This is a genomic window from Cytophaga hutchinsonii ATCC 33406 (assembly GCF_000014145.1).
Lineage (GTDB): Bacteria > Bacteroidota > Bacteroidia > Cytophagales > Cytophagaceae > Cytophaga > Cytophaga hutchinsonii.
This window is the reverse complement of sequence record NC_008255.1, coordinates 1,780,837-1,798,646: the sequence shown is the minus strand read 5'-3', so window position 1 is coordinate 1,798,646 and position 17,810 is coordinate 1,780,837. Positions and strand designations below refer to the sequence as shown.

The window sequence follows — 17,810 nt, the reverse complement described above, 5'->3', positions numbered from 1 at the left end:
GAATTAATTCAAACGGAATAAAAACGTAATCACGCCGGTAGAAACTTCGGCAGTACTTCCGTTATTTTTGTTTTTAACAAATTCCATTTTATTACGGATCTCGTATTCGCATTTCTTAACCAAGGCTTCACTTACTTGTTTTTCTTTTACAACAAGACTTATGATCTCCCCTTCATTATCAATCTTAATAACAAATGTTACTTTGCCTGCTTCCTTCTCAACGTTCTCTACTTTCGGTTCTTTTTCCAGGTGCCAGCCATCCATAGATAAGGCAGTACCTTTGCCGCTGCCTCCATTGCCGGGTTCACCATAATAATTTCTGCTATCCAGTGTCCCTTTTGGATTTCCCTGATTACCAGGCTGTCCGGTAACACCATCACCGGAATTTGTTGTACCGGTTTTAGAAGAAGCGTTTTGTTGTGTATTGGAAGTACCTGTTTGATTTGTTGTGCTTGTCGTTGTTGTTTTTGACGTGCTGCTTGACGGATTCTTTGGTGTTTCATTCACAACCGTTTCTGCATCCGGATTGTTTGTAGTTAAATTGGAAGCGTCCGGTGAAGAAATGGATTGAGAAGCATCTGCCTGTTCAACCTGCTCCGGATTATCCTGAGGTGTTTCGGTACCAACTTCTTCCATGGAATTATTGTCTCCGGAACCTATTTCACCAAAACCAAAATTGATTGCCGTGCCGGGAATTCCGCCGCCGCCGGGTTCTGTCTGCTGTAAAACAATCCAAAAGAAAAATCCCAGAAGCAACAATGCATGGACAATTATTGCAATAATAATTCCCTTACGCTCATATTGTCTCTCTTCCGGATGAGTCATTGCTTTTGTTTTAGAAAACGAATGCGTTAAAAGTAAATTGCACTTTCAGTATTAATATTTTTTAACCCAGATACCGCTATACGATGGCTCTAAGTTTGCCATTTCACTATTGGCTTTTTCAAGTGATTCAAATGAACCAACGGCAACTTTGTAAAAACCATTGGCATCTACCGGAAGTTTCACAACCTGCTTACCTGAATCTGTTAGTTTACTGTATAGTTTATCGGCATTTGATTCATTTTTAAATGAACCGATGATTACATAGAATGTCCCTGAAACAACTTCACCCGGAGCAATGTTCTGTACTTTTTTTGCAGATGTATTAGCAGTCGTTTTTGTTTCAATCACCACTTCTTCCATTACAGGAACTTCTTCTGTCTGAGCAAGCGCTTCAACAGGCGTTTCTTCTGTTGTATAGGTAAGGGTGTCTTTTACCAGTACTTCAGCTGTTGCTGCTGTATCTGTAACAGTTACCGCTTCTTTCTTCAATCCCAGTGATTCAAAAATGTTAACGCCGCCCATACTGATATCCTGATTCTGGCTATATCTGACAAAACCTGCAGCACCAACTAATACCAGTAACGGCATCAGTACAAATAACACTTTTGCAAACGTTGTTGTTTTTTTCTTTTCACCGACTGTTGATGGTTCTTCTTTTGAAGTCTGATCTTTTGCAGTACGGTGTTTTGTAGGCTGATTCATGTCAAAGGTATTACGTTCTATCGGTTTAAAAGTAAAATCTGTTAAGCCAAAGCTATCGGAAGAAAAATTAACTCTATAATCAGGTTCAAACTCAAGTTTACCTTCAACATTATAAAAAAAACGTCCGATCTCAGAAAGGTTATAATGTTTGTATAAAGCAAGTGTTGAATTAAATGTCTTTACAAATTCCTCGATTGTATTGGTTGCTTCCTGAAAAGAAACATTTTCGTTGCGGGAAATTTCAGCAGCCAGTAAACCATCGTTTACCTTGATCTGCGCATTAAAACCTAATGTGCGTCCCGGAGCTGTAAATTTATGGGTAATAGGATGAATATCAGCAGAAGTTGCCTGAGCGATAAACGCGCCTAAGCCTGGCACAATCACACAATCATGATTGCCAACTAGTTCTGATATGTATTTTTCTATATTTGTCATTTAAAAACTATACGTCAAACCGGCTAAAACGTTGAATCCTTTAACCTGGTAATATAAATATCTTTGATATTTCTGTGACAATATATTATTTAATTCTAAGAAAGCCGAAAAACTATTGGAAAATCTGTATTCGGTTTTAAGACTTAAATCTGCAATGTCAGTCAGCTTAACAGTTGAGTTACTCTCCATATTAAGCCCCTTAATACCACTAAGGTAATACATTTCAGCATTAAAGTATATTTTTTGCTTTAAATTATACTGTACACCCATTGATCCCTGGAAAGATGGCCGGTGCCATGCGCTTGCCAGCTTGTCTGTACTCCAGGCATTGTACACCATATTTGCAGATACTCTCCACTCCTTGCTCAAGTCATAAAACAATCCTCCGTCAAGCCCGAAAACACCTGCCTTATCATACAATACGCTGAACTGGCTGGAATCGGTTATGCTGTTGGTGAAGAAATACTGGTTGGTATATGCTCTGTAACTCATCTTAACGGTATAGCTTACTTTATCGTCAATGTTTCCGTTTGAACCCACATACAAATCAATTTTCCGGTTTGAATGACTTAGTACCGGATCAGAACCTACATAAGGGTTCTGCTGAATAAACGTACGATACGTATTTTTATCCATACCGCCGCCAATTCCGGCAAACACGGTTACTTTACCCGGCTTTAAATTGTAGTTCCCGTGTATGGCCGGATACAGGTGAAGACCGTTTGAGCCTTTAAGCGTATCGCTGGAATAATTAACGGTTGCACCAACGGTGAGATCCCACTTATCTCCTACCAACTTATACGTGGGTTTAAGCATTAATAAAAAACGGTTTACAGAGGAAGAATCGGACCTGTTTGCATTGGATATACTTGCATCCAGCGAGGCACTTCTGGTATCGGTTAGCTGAAGTGTACCAGCCGCATTCCAAACCAATTCCGTTTCTTTTGCTTTCAGTTTGGTAGCTAAATAATACAGATCAATGCCTGTAGAATACGTAAACTTATCGCCTACTTTTGTTTTAACTGTACCTATGCCCGCATGAAATAATTGATAGGTCTGCTTAATGGAATCTTTATTATTCAAAGAATCAACCTGCGGACGACCATAATATCTGTACCGGTCATTACTATAAGATACATGGCCATTCCAGCTGTTTGTCTTTCCATATTTGCTACCAAATCCTTCCAGCAAGTCATGACCATTCCCTGAATTCATTAAAGAGCCTTTTGCTGAAGACAAATGTTTAAAATGAGCGCCGTACGAATAGCTGGCACTTCTTTTATTTGTCAGATATATTTCCCCTAATACAGTGCCATAATTCCCGGCACCGATTTTACCATAATTCGGCAAAATCGTATTTAGTGAATCGGGTGGTATGGTTGGTATTTTTACTTTGGCATCAAACCGCGGCGGGTTTATAGAATAATCCTTTGTATCGTATTGCTGCGGTGTTGCCTCTCTTGTTGGCTGAACATCCAGGTTTGGTTCAAAGAAACGATTGGCCAGATTCAGATCAAGCTTTGCTTTATCATCTGTAATAATCGTTGTAGAGATAATCTCTCCTTCTGTTTGTGCAAAAACAGAGAAGGAAACGCTTGACAGTATCAACGCGAATATCAGTTTCAGCTTATTCATTTCCTGCACCCTCCTTTGTTTTAGCATCTGTAGCATTTAATTGATCCAAACGTGCCTGAGCCTGCTTTTTAATATCTGCGTTCGGGAATTTCAAAATGATTGAGTTCAAGGTTTCTTTCGCCTGGAAAATCTCATTCTTCATAACAAGATTTTCTGCGATCAATAAATACGATTTACCAAGCAATGTTTCGTAACTGTTGAATGTATTATTGAAATCATACAGCGTTTCCATTGATTGAGCATATTGCTTTTTATCGAACTGGATTTTGGCTACGTAATACATTGCTTCCGCGGCACTGATATCTTTAGGTCCGTTTATGCAAGACAATAAATAATCCTGGGCAGCATCATACTCTTTTTTCTGATAGGATACTTTTCCTTTATAAAGCTGTGCTTTATTTTCTGCATCCGGCGCTGCCGAACCATGGCTTATAATGCGCGTAGCATATGCCATGCAGGAGTCTAATTGATTGGAATCAAAAAACGCAACCATTAAACCTGTCCAGGCTGCGGTTTTTTCTTTATTGCTTGATGCCAGCGACTGGAATTCGGAATAATATTTTAATGAACCCGGCAGGTCGTTTTGCAGGTAAGCAATATCTGCCACACGCTGCAGCGATTTTTTATAATATTGATTTTTTTCTGCCAGAATCTCAATGTATGTTGCCTTCGCGTTGCTGTAATCTTTTGTTCTGAAATACGAATCTGCCAGGTAATACTGTGCTTCACTAACATTCGGGTGTGTCGGATACTGACGGATAAAGGCAGCAAAACCTGTAATCGCCTGCGGATATTTCTGAGAACTGTACAACGATTGTGCACTTCTGAATTCTACTTCTTTCAGATCCTGATCACTTGGATTTAATTCTTTATACTTTGCAAGAATTGGTGCAAACTCTTCTGATTTATCCTGAATGCCCAGCATCTCCTGAATACTTAATAACGCACTGTAAGCCGGAGCGCTTTTAGGGTATTCATACACGATGCGCTTATTATCGGCAATCGCTTTGTTATAATCTTTTAAATTGAAATAGGAAATCGCACGCTTCTGTAAGGCAATTGGTTTAAGTCCGTTCAGATCTTCTTTTTTATTGATAATCTTATTGTAGCCTTCAATAGCTACTTCGTACTTACTGGCTTCCAGATCCAGCTGACAACGTTGCATCAATGCCTGATCGTAATATGCAGAATTCGGATATTTATTTGTCAGCTGCGCATACATGGAATATGCCTGCGACGTTTTATTGGTTAAGTAATTGATTGTTGCTTTCTGAAAAAGAATATAATCTTCATCTTCATTCCGTTCAGCAAGTGCAAAGTCATAATATTTTATTGCTTCAGGAAAACGTCTGGTTACAAAATACAGGTCAGCCAAACGTAATTCAGCATCGCGGTAATAAATATCTCCTTTGCCTTTTTTCTCTGCCTGTATGGTAATGAATTTTACAAACTGCGGAATGGCTTCGTCCCATTTCTTCTGGTAATAATATGCATAGCCCTGTCCGTAATAGGCTTTTGCAACATTGGTATTTTCAAGCGTATTGCCTTTTTCAATAGCCGTTGAATATGACTCAATGGCTTCCGGGTATCTTTTTTCCAACGAAAGACATTCGCCTTTCCAGTAAAACGAATTGATGTATACCGTCTTGTCAAAATTATAGGTAGAAGACTTATCCAGTGCAACAATAGCGGCAGCATACTGTTTTTTATTAATCAGTTCAACGGCTTTGTAATAAGCAATACGCTGGTACGTAGTGTGAATGCGGGAGTTCTGATGTTTTAAATTTTCGATATATACTAAGGCTTCATCATAATTGCGGGAACCTAAAAATGATTCACTCAGCAATTCATATGCTTCCTGCATGTGGTAACTCTTCGGATATTTTTCAATAAAATTCTTTAAACGTGGTGTTGCTTCAGTAAAACGCCCTAAATCAGATGTTATCTTTGCATACAAAAACATTGCTTCTTCATTTATTACGGCACTGAATACAGAACGCTGTGCCAGTTCAAAACTGATCAGCGCAGCGTTTTTGTTTTCTGATTTTAAATAACTCAAACCCAATATATAAGCAGATGACTGTCCGAGAGAATCTTTATCGGTAGCAATTGCCTGAAGCATATCTACGGCCTGTTTATAATCTGCTGCTTTGTATGAGGAGAATCCGATCCGGTATTTCATATCCGGTGTAAGGCTCTTTGTACCTGTCGCCGTTAAATAATCCTTAAATAAAGGTGTTGCTTTAGCATATTCCTGTTTGAAAAAATAGGCATCTGCCAGGATCAGCTTCACATCATTGGTATTAGGACCGGCTGATTTATCTGCAATTACTTTTTCCGCATACGGGATCAGTTCATCATACTTCGCCTGTCTGTAATAGATATTAGCAATCAATACGGCTACTAAAGGCTTATACTCCTTACTTTCCGCTGCTTTCTGCAAATCAGCTATTGCCGTATCGTATTCACCATTTTTAAATTCTATATAGCCGGCATAATAATTTGCAGCAGGTGTGTACTGATGTTTGGCACCTTTACATTTATTAAATTTATCCAGTGCTGTAGCAAAATCTTTTTTGGTAAAGCTTGAATAACCCGACTTAAAATAGTAGTTATTTAATTCTTCGTGAGAAAGTTTTGATTCATCTACTTTAGCATAGTATAGAATGGCCTTATCGTATGATTTATTGGTATAAAAAAAATTTCCTAAGTCAAAACCGGCTCTGCCCGATTTAATATGATTGGGATATTTTTCAACGAAATTATTTAACAGATACTCTGCATCGTCGTTAAACAAATTCAAGGCGCACAGGCCTATATAATATTCACATTCAATGGCTCTGGTTTCCTGTGGGGCAGATTGAATATACTGGCGGAACAATTCTCTGGCAGCAACATATTTTTGCTTATCAAAGAGTTCCATGCCATCATAATACGTTCGATCTGAAGCATTATGTGCAGCTGTATTCTGAGCAAATGCAATAAAAACATTGATGCATGCAAAGAACAGTAAAATACTTTTTTTAACCATATAGTTTTTTAACTAGTATCAGATAAGGAATAATCTATTCTATGCTGCATATACCTATGCGACCGAGCAGACTGTTCAATGTAATAATTTAAACAATAATTCTTTTAAAATAAAGCCATCGGTAACATTAACAACCGTATACCCTTTCACCATTTTGTCCGCTTCACGAATGGCGCGCACACAAGAGATGCATTTATTAATATCATTGATGCGCGACGCATTGATGTATTCTTTTACAAAGAATGGATGTACACCAACAACCTTTGCCAGGCTTGCTTCACTCTTATCTGTGGCGGCATGAATCGCCAGTATTTTAAGATAGTAAGTAAACAAACTTGACAGCACCATTACAATCGGATTCGCTTTTGGATTGGATTCAAAATGATTAACGATTTTATTCGCTTTTATTATATCCCGTACACCGATAGCTTTTTGTAATTCAAAGACATTGTATTCTTTGCTCACGCCAACATATTTTTCGATTAAATCTTCGGTGATGGTTATAGCAGGATCTTTAACGTTGATGAGCAGCTTATCAATTTCATTTGCCATTCGGGAAAGATCCGTACCAATAGATTCGGCCAATAGAACGACCGCCTTCGGATCAATCCTGTAATTCTTTTCCCTGAAATAGCCATTAATCCATTCAGGCAATTTATTATCGTAAAGTTTGGCAGATTCAACAAACACCGAATACTTCTGCAGGTGCTTGGTTATTTTTTTACGGGCATCCAGTTTTTTATACTTGTGGCAAAATACCAGAATGGTTGTAGGCAATGGATTTTCGAGATATGCCATTAAAAATTTCTCTGTTGAATCTTTGGTCAGATCCGAAACATCCTGTGCTTCCTTAACCATTACTACCTGCCTTTCCGAAAACATCGGATACTTGCGGGCATTCTGAAGAATGGTAGAAACATTGGTATCTTTGCCATACAGGATCGTCTGATTAAATCCTCTCTCCGATTCCGGCAAACAGTTATTTTCTATATAACTGGATATTAGATCTATAAAATAGGGTTCCTCTCCCTGCAAAAAATATACAGGAGCGTATTTACCTTCCTTAAGGTCTTTTAATACTTTATCCGGAGCAGAACTGGTTTCAGCCATAATATCAAAATTACTAACCTTTGCGTGGAAACTAAACCAATGTGAATAAATACTTGAAATTTCCGCTTTTGCATATATAACGTATATTTGTACCCATAAAAATTACTGGATTCGTGAAAAATTTTGTTGAAGAGTTAAAATGGAGAGGCATGCTGCACGACATCATGCCGGGAACGGAAGAATATTTATTAAAGAATCAGACAACGGCTTATGTTGGTTTTGACCCTACAGCGTCCTCATTAACAATAGGTAACCTTGTTACGATCATGATGCTGGTGCATTTTCAGCATGCAGGTCATATTCCTATGGCACTTGTTGGCGGTGCTACGGGCATGATCGGTGATCCGTCCGGAAGATCCGAAGAACGTAACTTCCTTTCAGAAGAAACATTGCGCTTAAATCAGGAAGGGATCCGCAAGCAGCTGACTAAATTCCTTGATTTTGATTGCGGTGCAAATTCAGCAAAGCTTGTAAATAACTACGACTGGTTTAAAGGCATTGGCTTTCTGGAGTTTCTGCGTGACGCAGGCAAACACCTAACGGTGAACTACATGATGGCTAAAGATTCTGTAAAAAAGCGTCTGGAAGTGGGTCTTACCTTTACAGAGTTTTCCTACCAGTTATTACAGGGATATGATTTCTGTCATTTATACCAGAAAGAAAATGTACGCCTGCAAATGGGTGGTTCAGATCAATGGGGTAATATTACTTCCGGCACCGAATTGATCCGCAGAATGGCCGATGGTACTGCCTTTGCGTTAACAACCCCGTTGCTTACCAAAGCAGATGGCACCAAGTTTGGTAAATCTGCCGGCGGAAACATCTGGCTGGACGCAGCGCTTACTTCCCCGTACAAGTTTTACCAGTTCTGGCTGAACAGCGCAGATGAAGATGTAAGCCGTTTCATACGCATCTTTACCCTTCTTTCAAAAGAAGCGATTGAAGCGCTGGAAGCGGAACACGCGAAGGCTCCGCACGAACGTTTATTGCAGAAGACACTGGCAAAGGATATCACCATACGAGTACACTCTGAAGAAGACTATGAAATGGCAATCAAGGCTTCTGAAATTCTGTTTGGAAAAAGTGTTACGGAAGATCTGCAGGCATTGAATGAATCAACCCTGCTGTCGGTATTTGAAGGCATTCCGCTGATCGAAATTTCCAGATCGATCTTAGACGAGAAACCCAGCGTGCTGGACTTGTTGAGTACGTTAACCAATTCGGAGGTATTCCCTTCAAAAGGCGAAGCGCGCAAAATGATTCAGGGCGGTGGTGTAAGTATTAACAAAATAAAAATAAATTCTTCCGAAGAAATTGTAAATTACCCTTTGTTACTGAATAATTACCTGTTGGTACAAAAAGGCAAAAAAAATTATTACTTACTGAGATTTAATTAATTTTTAATATGACTCAAATAAACCATTCCATCGTTGTAAAAAAACAGTGTGCGTATAAAGATTCAACAGGCACGCGTTGCAAAAACACCTGTACATTAACGCATCCCTATTGCGAAAAACACACGGAAAGTGAACTTGGTTTTAAAGTTGCACAATCAACGGTTCCGTTTGCAGGTTTAGGTTTGTTTACGTTAAAGAAAATTAAAAAAGGATCCGTAGCTCTTTTATACGAAGGAGAAAAACTAACGGTTGAACAATATAATAAACGTTACGACAAAGAAGGTCATGGTGAGTACGGCATGACACTTGGTAAAAAACATGTAATCGATGCACGTAAGACATCCTCTGGCTTAGGCCGTTTTGTATGCGACTTCACAGGTTCGGATAAAAAAGCAAATGTTGAATACCTGGATAACGAAGGAGTGATTGAAATTGTAGCGAAGAAGAAAATCAAACCGGGCGAAGAACTGCTTGTCGATTACGGCGATGAAATGCGTACGGCTATGGGTTTCCAGCCGGAGAAGAAAAAGAAAGACAAAAAGAAAAAGTCGGATAAATCTGAGAAGAAAGATAAAAAGAAGAAAAAGAAATAGCCCATGGTTAAAACCATAGGAAATAAATAAATTATCAATACTAACAGGTCATGGTTAAAGACGGCCTACTATTAATTCCAGCCCACGGTTAAGCCGTGGGCTGTTTTTTTGCCCATGGGGTGAAGCCATGGGGTGTTTATTTGCCCACGGTTAAAACCGTGGGTTAGTGAGATGAAATGATGGATGGCAAGATTTAAAAACACGGTTGAAACCGTGCCAATAATCAATACCTATATCTTCATTTATTTGCCCACGGTTAAAACCATGGGCTGGTGAGATGAAATGATGGATGGCAAGATTAAAAAATACGGTTGAAACCGTACCAATAATCAATACATACATTTTTATTTATTTGCCCACGGTTAAAACCGTGGGCTGGTGAGATGAATGATGGATGGCAAGATTTAAAAACACGGTTGAAACCGTGCCAATAATCAATACATACATTTTTATTTATTTGCCCACGGTTAAAACCATGGGCTGGTGAGATGAATGATGGATGGCAAGATTAAAAAATACGGTTGAAACCGTGCCAATAATCAATACCTATATCTTCATTTATTTGCCCACGGTTAAAACCATGGGCCGGTGAGATGAATGATGGATGGCAAGATTTAAAAACACGGTTGAAACCGTGCCAATAATCAATAATATATCTTTATTTATTTGCCCATGGTTAAAACCATGGGCCAGTGAGATGAAATGATGGATGGCAAGATTAAAAAACACGGTTGAAACTGTGCCAATAATCAATACCTATATCTTTATTTATTTGCCCATGGTTAAAACCATGGGCCAGTGAGATGAAATGATGGATGGCAAGATTAAAAAAACACGGTTGAAACCGTGCCAATAATCAATACATATATCTTCATTTATTTGCCCACGGTTAAACCATGGGCCGGTGAGATGAAATGATGGATGGCAAGATTAAAAAATACGGTTGAAACCGTACCAAATAATCAATACATATATCTTCATTTATTTGCCCACGGTTAAAACCATGGGCCGGTGAGATGAAATGATGGATGGCAAGATTAAAAAATACGGTTGAAACCGTACCAATAATCAATACCTATATCTTCATTTATTTGCCCACGGTTAAAACCATGGGCCGGTGAGATGAAATGATGGATGGTAAGATTTAAAAACACGGTTGAAACCGTACCAAATAATCAATACATATATCTTCATTTATTTGCCCACGGTTAAAACCATGGGCTGGTGAGATGAATGATGGATGGCAAGATTAAAAAATACGGTTGAAACCGTACCAAATAATCAATACATATATCAAGCATATTAATGCGCAAAGCCCTGATTTACCTGGCAGCATTCAGGTAGTTTAGCATGTGCTGCAGTATCCATTGGTATATGGGTGGTAGCGTGCCCTGTTGCAGCAATAACTTTTTCAATCTCTACCGGCTTTACTACGGTAGAATCATATGCAATCTGAATAGTTTCTGTTTCTACATTCCAGTCTGCTTTGTCAACGCCGCGGATTGCAAGTACAGTTTTATCGATGCGTTCTTTGCACATTTCACAATTCCCGCGCACATGAAATTCAGCCTGTGCATTTGGTTTGCTGCTACATGCGGCCAGGAATGTAATAAGTATAATGAGACTAAGTGCCTTTTTCATTTTCAATAGATTAGTTGGTCAGAATAAAATCAACATTCCAATGTACAAAATAATTCCTGAACCATATTTATCACCCATTCAAAATACTCAAAAAGCATTATATACCATGCAATATCAGCCTCTCTGCTATGGATTTTAATCGTGTAAATGTTTAAGTTTGCATCTATATATTTATTACAATAATGGCTAAACCTAATGATCTTTCCAGAGGTTCATTCATTCGTTACAATGGAGAACTTCTTACAATTACTGAAATTGAACACCGCACACCCGGTAATTTAAGAGCTTTCTATCAGGCTAAAATGAAGAATGTTAAATCCGGCAAATCAGCTGAAGCCCGTTTCAGAGCAGACGAAGATATTGACATGGTTCGTGTTGAGGTAAAAGAGCTGCAGTACTTATATAAAGACGGCGACAGCCTTGTTTGCATGGATACTGAAACGTTCGATCAGATCTATATTCCAACGATCTTATTCGGTGATGCAATTGATTTTGTAAAAGAAGAAATGAATATGCTGATTTCCTTTGATGGTGAAACGCCTATTCAAGGTGAACTACCTTCACATGTAGAAATGGAAGTAACCTATACAGAGCCCGGTATTAAAGGAGATACAGCAACTAAAACATTAAAGCCTGCAACAGTTGATAACGGACCTACGATTACAGTACCGTTATTTGTTGAGATCGGCGACCGCATAAAAATTGACACCCGCACGCGTGCCTATGTGGAGCGTGTAAAATAAAAATATTGACGGGCATCAACTAAGTTATTTCAACAAATAAATAAATCGGTTGAGACACGAATAAACCGGTTGGAACCCATGATTGAAATCATGGGTTGGAAATCATACGCCGGGGATCATGCGGGCACAGGATTGAAATCGTCTGAATGATTGAGATCAAAGGTTCACGATTAAAATCGTGGGGTAGAGTCTATTAAAATAGCGGCCTTGTCGCTAATCAAATAGTGTTATGCAGATCAGGAAGATGATGAATGCGACAATAAATGTTGCATACATGATCAGATCTGTTTTCATATTCAACAAATAAATAAACCGGTTGAGACACGAATAAACCGGTTGGAACCCATGATTGAAATCATGGGTTGAAAATCATACGTCGGGGATCATGCGGCCACAGGATTGAAATCGTCTGAATGATTGAGATCAAAGGTTCACGATTAAAATCGTGGGGTAGAATCTATTAAAATAGCGGCCTTGTCGCTAATCAAATAGTGTTATACAGATCAGGAAGATGATGAATGCGACAATAAATGTTGCATACATGATCAGATCTGTTTTCATATTCAACAAATAAATAAACCGGTTGAGACACGAATAAACCGGTTGGAACCCATGATTGAAATCATGGGTTGAAAATCATACGCCGGGGATCATGCGGGCACAGGATTGAAATCGTCTGAATGATTGGGATCAAAGGTTCACGATTAAAATCGTGGGGTAGAGTCTATTAAAATAGCGGCCTTGTCGCTAATCAAATAGTGTTATGCAGATCAGGAAGATGATGAATGCGACAATAAATGTTGCATACATGATCAGATCTGTTTTCATATTCAACAAATAAATAAATCGGTTGAGACACGAATAAACCGGTTGGGACCCATGATTGAAATCATGGGTTGGAAATCATACGCCGGGGATCATGCGGGCACAGGATTGAAATCGTCTGAATGATTGAGATCAAAGGTTCACGATTAAAATCGTGGGGTAGAATCTATTAAAATAGCGGCCTTGTCGCTAATCAAATAGTGTTATACAGATCAGGAAGATGATGAATGCGACAATAAATGTTGCATACATGATCAGATCTGTTTTCATATTCAACAAATAAATAAATCGGTTGAGACACGAATAAACCGGTTGGACCCCATGATTGAAATCATGGGTTGGAAATCATACGCCGGGGATCATGCGGGCACAGGATTGAAATCGTCTGAATGATTGGGATCAAAGGTTCACGATTAAAATCGTGGGGTAGAGTCTATTAAAATAGCGGCCTTGTCGCTAATCAAATAGTGTTATGCAGATCAGGAAGATGATGAATGCGACAATAAATGTTGCATACATGATCAGATCTGTTTTCATATAGACTTCATATTGTTTATAGAAGTCACGCACCGATTTAAACCAACGTACCATAGTATGAGCAATGTTACGCTAAATATTGATTTCCTGCAAAAGGAATTTCCAAAAACGTGGAAAGATTTTAATGACTTTCATCAGCAGCTGCCTAAATCTCCATCCGCATCTGCTCTGCCGTTTGCTTCCCTTCCCTTTGACTGGCAGCTGGGTGTATATGTACATTACTTTCTGGATTCAGGGATTGAGCTGGATATCAGCAATGCGGGCTACGAATTTATTCCGGGCTTGATCGAGGAAGCTTTCCGGCTGCAGGAAAATAATATCAGCCATTATTCTTAGGCTCAGCGCTTAAGGGGAATGGCAAATAACAAACGATGGAATAATTCAACAGGTACGAGGGTGTTTGTGATTTGTATGGTGGTTTTAGATTTCAGGCTGCATACTCCTTTCATAGGTGTATGGTATGTGTTTCATGCTTTTTCCCGTCTTATTCCCCAGTGTTTCCAGGCACGATCCGTATTGTTGTCCTAGAGCAGCCGTACAGTTGCCATACTCCCTCCGTACTGTCCTGGTACTCCCTCCGTACTGTCTCCGTACTGTCGGCATACATACTTCATACAGTTAAAGAAAATTAAAAAACCCAAAAAACTCCAACTGCTTTCTCTATTTGCCTGGATAATTATTTCTGAATTCGAGTTTCTACATGAAGTAGCTGTTGATATTGCGACAGCTGCAATCAGTATATAAGTCTTAATCATATTAAAATTATTTTATTGTGTAGTAGTTGTTGTAGCTGCTGCATCTATTTTAGCTTCCGCCGTGGTTGGTCTTTTCGACCTCCGCGGCGGAAGCGCATTAACCTTTTTTTCTCGGGCAGGGATTTACCATGTTGCTCATGGATCTTAGATAATATATTCTGAATCAATGTACGTAAAAATACACAAATGTATTTTGAAGCCATTACAACATGTAGGATTTAAAGTAATCTATGATTTTATAAGCTCTTCTTAAGACTTCAAGGCTATGTTTTACTTCCGCAAGCTTATTAAGCAACCCTTCATCTAAAGGAGATATTTGTAGCAAACGATTGTAGTAATTTATTACCACCTTGGCATTTTCGATTTTGATTTTCCTGTCATTTTCTTCCATTGTATTTATTTTTATTACTTATAGAAATTCACTTTTGATTTGTTTTAAAAATTCACACGTGAATTAAAAATAAAAGAGAGATAAACGTTTTCTTATGATGTGTACTTTGTTGTCCGATGGATGCCAAATAACAAAAAACAATTCGCCGCGGCGAACCAAAATCTATCTATTTGATACTTGTGTTTTGGAATTTTTAATTTTGTAACAGGGCGTTCGCCTGCTTTGCGCCGGAAAACTACAAGCTTAAAATAAGTTCCTGCACTGGGCGCAATGCTGGCGCCGGGCTATCCGCTCCAACCTTTTTTGTGAAAAACAAAAAAGGATTTCCGCTCCTACCCCTAACGCGCCGGTGAGAGTTGTGTGTTGAATAATCTGTCTGAAGCTGGTAACATGTTAAGAAACAAAACATACTGAACAGACTTTTTTATTACTGTTTCAGCATGACAAAAATAAACGTAATGATCTTTGTATCCTATTTATAGGATTTGTATCCTGGAGATGGCTTAATAAATAAAAGTACGAAACATCATTTACTATCATTAATCTCTTTTTCTATGCCTGCTATCCGCACACGCAGCAAATACGACACATCTGTTATATATTTATATTATCACAACAAAGAACATCTTATATCAGAAACGTTGCGTAGATCGATTCCATATTCTACTATTTCCACCTGGCGAAATAATGATCCCAGTACTTCTTATATAGGTTATGAGATAAGGCACAAACTCGACCAAGCCTTTGAACACATGGAGCATATACATGAACGTGCTGCACTAAAAAAAACACTCAATATTGTTACCAAAACATGGATCCGTATTGCACACATCGTTAATCCTTTTCTTAATAAACACAAACAGTATAAAGATGTCGTCATAAATGAAGTTCAGCATTTATGTAGGATACTACCCAAACGCATTGCTCTAAAGCTTGCAGGAATTTCGTCCAATACTTTTCACTACAGATTAAACAAACTAAAAAATATCTGTCACGATTCTGCTTTTGCATTATGTTTTAAAAGACATCCGTTACAATTGTCTTTTAAAGAAATCAGCATCATGAAACAATTGCTCATGGACATACGATTTATCTGCTGGCCTGTTTCTTCTATTACATATTTTGCTAAACGAAACAAATTACTTGCTGCATCTTTGAGTACATGGTATAAGTATGTTCCGCTACTTGGAGTAAGGAATAAACAACAAAAAGAAAAACACGTGCACACAGGACTTGTCACAACCGCTCCCAATCAGTTTCTGCATGTGGATACAACCTTCTGGAATATTAAACACGACGTAAAAGCTGCTATTGTATTGGTGAGTGATAATTTTTCAAAAGCGATTCTGGGATGGAGTGTTTCTTTACAAAAAAATGCACATAATGTAAAGTGCGCACTTGATGCCGCTATACAGACTATACATCAATATCATCCAGAGCATCCATGCACAATACTCATGGCAGATGGAGGTACAGAGAATCACAATATTACCATTCATGAACTACTTAAAAATACAGTCCAACCTGAGATAACTAAAATCATAGCATTAAAAGATATTTCCTTTTCAAACGCCCCTATTGAAGCTATTAACAAAATCATTAAAGTATATCTTCGGTTTTATCAACCAGCTACTTTGTCTCAGCTTATTGAATGTGTAAAGCTTACGGTGCATGATTATTCGTTTGTACGCCCGCATGGTTCTTTAAACGGAATGGTTCCGATGGAAATCTATACCAATCAACAGTTCAATATGGATACAAAATCGTTTATGGCTGAAGCAAAAAGCAAACGTATCGAACAAAATCGTAATCACATGTGCCGAACCTGTAAATAAAAATCAACTAGCAGTATGAAAAAGTAAATCCTTCTTCAATTTTATTTCGAAGAAGGTATTTATCTTTTAATCAAATGATCGATTTTATTTATACTACGATAGATCGTAGCATAAACCGTGTAATTACTGTGGGATTTGCACCGTGTAATTACTGTGGGATTTGCAAACACAACAAAAAAGAGGTGTGCATATACCTGCACACCTCTTTCAAAGCAAATTATTCTATTTTATTATATGAATATCAATACATTGAATCTACATTTTGACAAATCAGATAATCTGGAACATTACCCATTACCACTTTCCGGTTCCACGTAAAATATTTGATAAAAAATCCAAATATATTGAGCTACTGTTTGCAACAAAACTGAGATAAAACAAAATAAATTTTTTTTCTCGTTCGCCGATTTCTTTTGGATAATATGATGTAAATGTTCCATCAGAATTTTTTTCTCTATAAATATTATAGACGACTTCATTTTTTATTTTTTCAATATAGTTTTCATGTTCTTTAAAATTCCACAAACGCAAATAATATTGAACAATATTTACTATTGGCACAGAAAAAAGTGGGTGTTCGGCAATTCCAAGGCTAATTCTATTTTTTTCAAATAATTCTTGAGTATCGTTATCAATAAAATTATAAATATAAGTATGTAAATATAATGGAAATTCAAATTGACCTCTATTCATATACCTAAATTCTTCAGTAAAATCATATTCTACAACAATCTTGTGAGTTTGAGATAATACTTTCTCAAATCTGATTTTTTTTTCAGTAGAAATTTGTGGGGCATATTTATAGTTGATTAGTTTTAATTTAAAAATTTCTTTGACATATGCTATAAGACCTTTCGCGTTAATTATTGTTCCTAACTTATTGCCACTTTTTAATTGATCCTCTGTAATAACTGTAGGAATAAAAAAATCAAAATCTGGCATTTTTTTTATTAAAATTTGATTTTGTTGACAATTGAAAAATTCATCAATACTTATCTTCAGTCTTAACATTTGCTGATTTCTCAATATAATTCCATCATTAGGATTTTTTATTCGAATAGAATCATTAAGAGGATTGATAAATTTAATCTCATTATCGTAATATCCACTACGTTTATCAATCCTCTTATTAAATCCTTCAAATTTAAAGTCTTTAAATGCTTTATCTATATTACATAACAAGTCATCTCGTTCTAGCCTAAAATTGGGGTAGACAAAGCTACTTATTGACTCAAGGAAAAAACGATCATAACTATCATAAATCTTACAAGCAAAAGATTTAGTGTCACTTATTAATTTATCTTTACTATTTAAGAATTGTTCAATTATCTGATTTTCTATCAAATTAATCATAT

The 17,810-nt window shown here is 37.5% G+C and carries 14 protein-coding genes; 5 read left to right on the top strand and 9 right to left on the bottom strand.

Annotation, left to right across the window (positions count from 1 at the left end; genetic code table 11):
* Positions 1 to 3: 3 nt before the first annotated feature.
* The 5 genes from CHU_RS07500 to holA all read right to left on the bottom strand — a co-directional run bounded on the left by CHU_RS07500 (position 4) and on the right by holA (position 7,738).
* A complete protein-coding gene (locus tag CHU_RS07500; RefSeq protein WP_011584927.1) occupies positions 4 to 825 on the bottom strand; it encodes a hypothetical protein in 822 nt (273 codons plus the stop codon).
* A gap of 51 nt (positions 826 to 876) precedes the next feature.
* The gene (locus tag CHU_RS07495; RefSeq protein ID WP_011584926.1) at positions 877 to 1,962 is read right to left on the bottom strand and encodes an SPOR domain-containing protein; all 1,086 of its coding nucleotides are present in this window, start codon (positions 1,960 to 1,962) and stop codon (positions 877 to 879) included.
* On the bottom strand, positions 1,963 to 3,597 hold the full coding sequence (locus CHU_RS07490) for an integral outer membrane protein (RefSeq protein WP_011584925.1): 1,635 nt from the start codon (positions 3,595 to 3,597) through the stop codon (positions 1,963 to 1,965).
* Positions 3,590 to 6,628 (bottom strand): tetratricopeptide repeat protein, encoded by a 3,039-nt coding sequence (locus CHU_RS07485; protein ID WP_011584924.1) that lies wholly within the window; start codon positions 6,626 to 6,628, stop codon positions 3,590 to 3,592. The genes CHU_RS07490 and CHU_RS07485 overlap by 8 nt, the downstream gene beginning before the upstream one ends.
* A gap of 75 nt (positions 6,629 to 6,703) precedes the next feature.
* Positions 6,704 to 7,738, bottom strand: a complete 1,035-nt coding sequence (holA, locus tag CHU_RS07480; RefSeq protein WP_011584923.1) for a DNA polymerase III subunit delta — start codon at positions 7,736 to 7,738, stop codon at positions 6,704 to 6,706.
* A 113-nt stretch (positions 7,739 to 7,851) separates the two neighbouring features.
* On the opposite strand from holA, the gene tyrS reads away from it, so the two are divergent.
* The gene (gene tyrS / locus CHU_RS07475) at positions 7,852 to 9,135 is read left to right on the top strand and encodes a tyrosine--tRNA ligase (protein ID WP_011584922.1); all 1,284 of its coding nucleotides are present in this window, start codon (positions 7,852 to 7,854) and stop codon (positions 9,133 to 9,135) included.
* Between the two features lie 8 nt (positions 9,136 to 9,143).
* Positions 9,144 to 9,728 (top strand): SET domain-containing protein, encoded by a 585-nt coding sequence (locus tag CHU_RS07470; RefSeq protein ID WP_011584921.1) that lies wholly within the window; start codon positions 9,144 to 9,146, stop codon positions 9,726 to 9,728.
* 1,302 nt (positions 9,729 to 11,030) lie between these two features.
* Here the strand turns inward: CHU_RS07470 and CHU_RS07465 are convergent.
* Complete coding sequence (locus tag CHU_RS07465; protein WP_143144157.1) at positions 11,031 to 11,369, bottom strand: heavy-metal-associated domain-containing protein; 339 nt, start codon at positions 11,367 to 11,369, stop codon at positions 11,031 to 11,033.
* Positions 11,370 to 11,551: 182 nt separating this feature from the next.
* On the opposite strand from CHU_RS07465, the gene efp reads away from it, so the two are divergent.
* Positions 11,552 to 12,112: an elongation factor P gene (gene efp, locus CHU_RS07460; RefSeq protein WP_011584917.1), complete on the top strand. Its 561-nt coding sequence runs from the start codon at positions 11,552 to 11,554 to the stop codon at positions 12,110 to 12,112.
* A gap of 1,281 nt (positions 12,113 to 13,393) precedes the next feature.
* Here efp and CHU_RS19785 read toward each other — a convergent pair.
* Positions 13,394 to 13,528, bottom strand: coding sequence for a hypothetical protein (locus CHU_RS19785; RefSeq protein WP_262485272.1), 135 nt, complete (start codon positions 13,526 to 13,528; stop codon positions 13,394 to 13,396).
* Between the two features lie 3 nt (positions 13,529 to 13,531).
* Here CHU_RS19785 and CHU_RS07455 point away from each other — a divergent pair, with 3 nt between their 5' ends.
* Positions 13,532 to 13,810: a hypothetical protein gene (locus CHU_RS07455; RefSeq protein WP_011584916.1), complete on the top strand. Its 279-nt coding sequence runs from the start codon at positions 13,532 to 13,534 to the stop codon at positions 13,808 to 13,810.
* A 621-nt stretch (positions 13,811 to 14,431) separates the two neighbouring features.
* Here the strand turns inward: CHU_RS07455 and CHU_RS07450 are convergent.
* A complete protein-coding gene (locus tag CHU_RS07450; RefSeq protein WP_011584915.1) occupies positions 14,432 to 14,620 on the bottom strand; it encodes a hypothetical protein in 189 nt (62 codons plus the stop codon).
* Between the two features lie 554 nt (positions 14,621 to 15,174).
* Here CHU_RS07450 and CHU_RS07445 point away from each other — a divergent pair.
* The gene (locus CHU_RS07445) at positions 15,175 to 16,455 is read left to right on the top strand and encodes a DDE-type integrase/transposase/recombinase (RefSeq protein ID WP_041932267.1); all 1,281 of its coding nucleotides are present in this window, start codon (positions 15,175 to 15,177) and stop codon (positions 16,453 to 16,455) included.
* A 294-nt stretch (positions 16,456 to 16,749) separates the two neighbouring features.
* On the opposite strand, the gene CHU_RS07440 is transcribed toward CHU_RS07445, so the two are convergent.
* Positions 16,750 to 17,808 carry a hypothetical protein gene (locus CHU_RS07440; protein WP_011584912.1) on the bottom strand — a complete coding sequence of 353 codons (1,059 nt, stop codon included), beginning with the start codon at positions 17,806 to 17,808 and terminating at the stop codon, positions 16,750 to 16,752.
* Positions 17,809 to 17,810: the final 2 nt, after the last annotated feature.

Coding starts and splice junctions, on each gene's coding strand:
- CHU_RS07490 (WP_011584925.1), bottom strand. CDS start 3,597: ATGAATAAGCTGAAACTGATATTCGCGTTGATACTGTCAAGCGTTTCC.
- CHU_RS07500 (WP_011584927.1), bottom strand. CDS start 825: ATGACTCATCCGGAAGAGAGACAATATGAGCGTAAGGGAATTATTATT.
- CHU_RS07445 (WP_041932267.1), top strand. CDS start 15,175: ATGCCTGCTATCCGCACACGCAGCAAATACGACACATCTGTTATATAT.
- CHU_RS07450 (WP_011584915.1), bottom strand. CDS start 14,620: ATGGAAGAAAATGACAGGAAAATCAAAATCGAAAATGCCAAGGTGGTA.
- CHU_RS07455 (WP_011584916.1), top strand. CDS start 13,532: ATGAGCAATGTTACGCTAAATATTGATTTCCTGCAAAAGGAATTTCCA.
- efp (WP_011584917.1), top strand. CDS start 11,552: ATGGCTAAACCTAATGATCTTTCCAGAGGTTCATTCATTCGTTACAAT.
- CHU_RS07470 (WP_011584921.1), top strand. CDS start 9,144: ATGACTCAAATAAACCATTCCATCGTTGTAAAAAAACAGTGTGCGTAT.
- CHU_RS07485 (WP_011584924.1), bottom strand. CDS start 6,628: ATGGTTAAAAAAAGTATTTTACTGTTCTTTGCATGCATCAATGTTTTT.
- CHU_RS07465 (WP_143144157.1), bottom strand. CDS start 11,369: ATGAAAAAGGCACTTAGTCTCATTATACTTATTACATTCCTGGCCGCA.
- CHU_RS07495 (WP_011584926.1), bottom strand. CDS start 1,962: ATGACAAATATAGAAAAATACATATCAGAACTAGTTGGCAATCATGAT.
- holA (WP_011584923.1), bottom strand. CDS start 7,738: ATGGCTGAAACCAGTTCTGCTCCGGATAAAGTATTAAAAGACCTTAAG.
- CHU_RS07440 (WP_011584912.1), bottom strand. CDS start 17,808: ATGATTAATTTGATAGAAAATCAGATAATTGAACAATTCTTAAATAGT.
- CHU_RS19785 (WP_262485272.1), bottom strand. CDS start 13,528: ATGGTACGTTGGTTTAAATCGGTGCGTGACTTCTATAAACAATATGAA.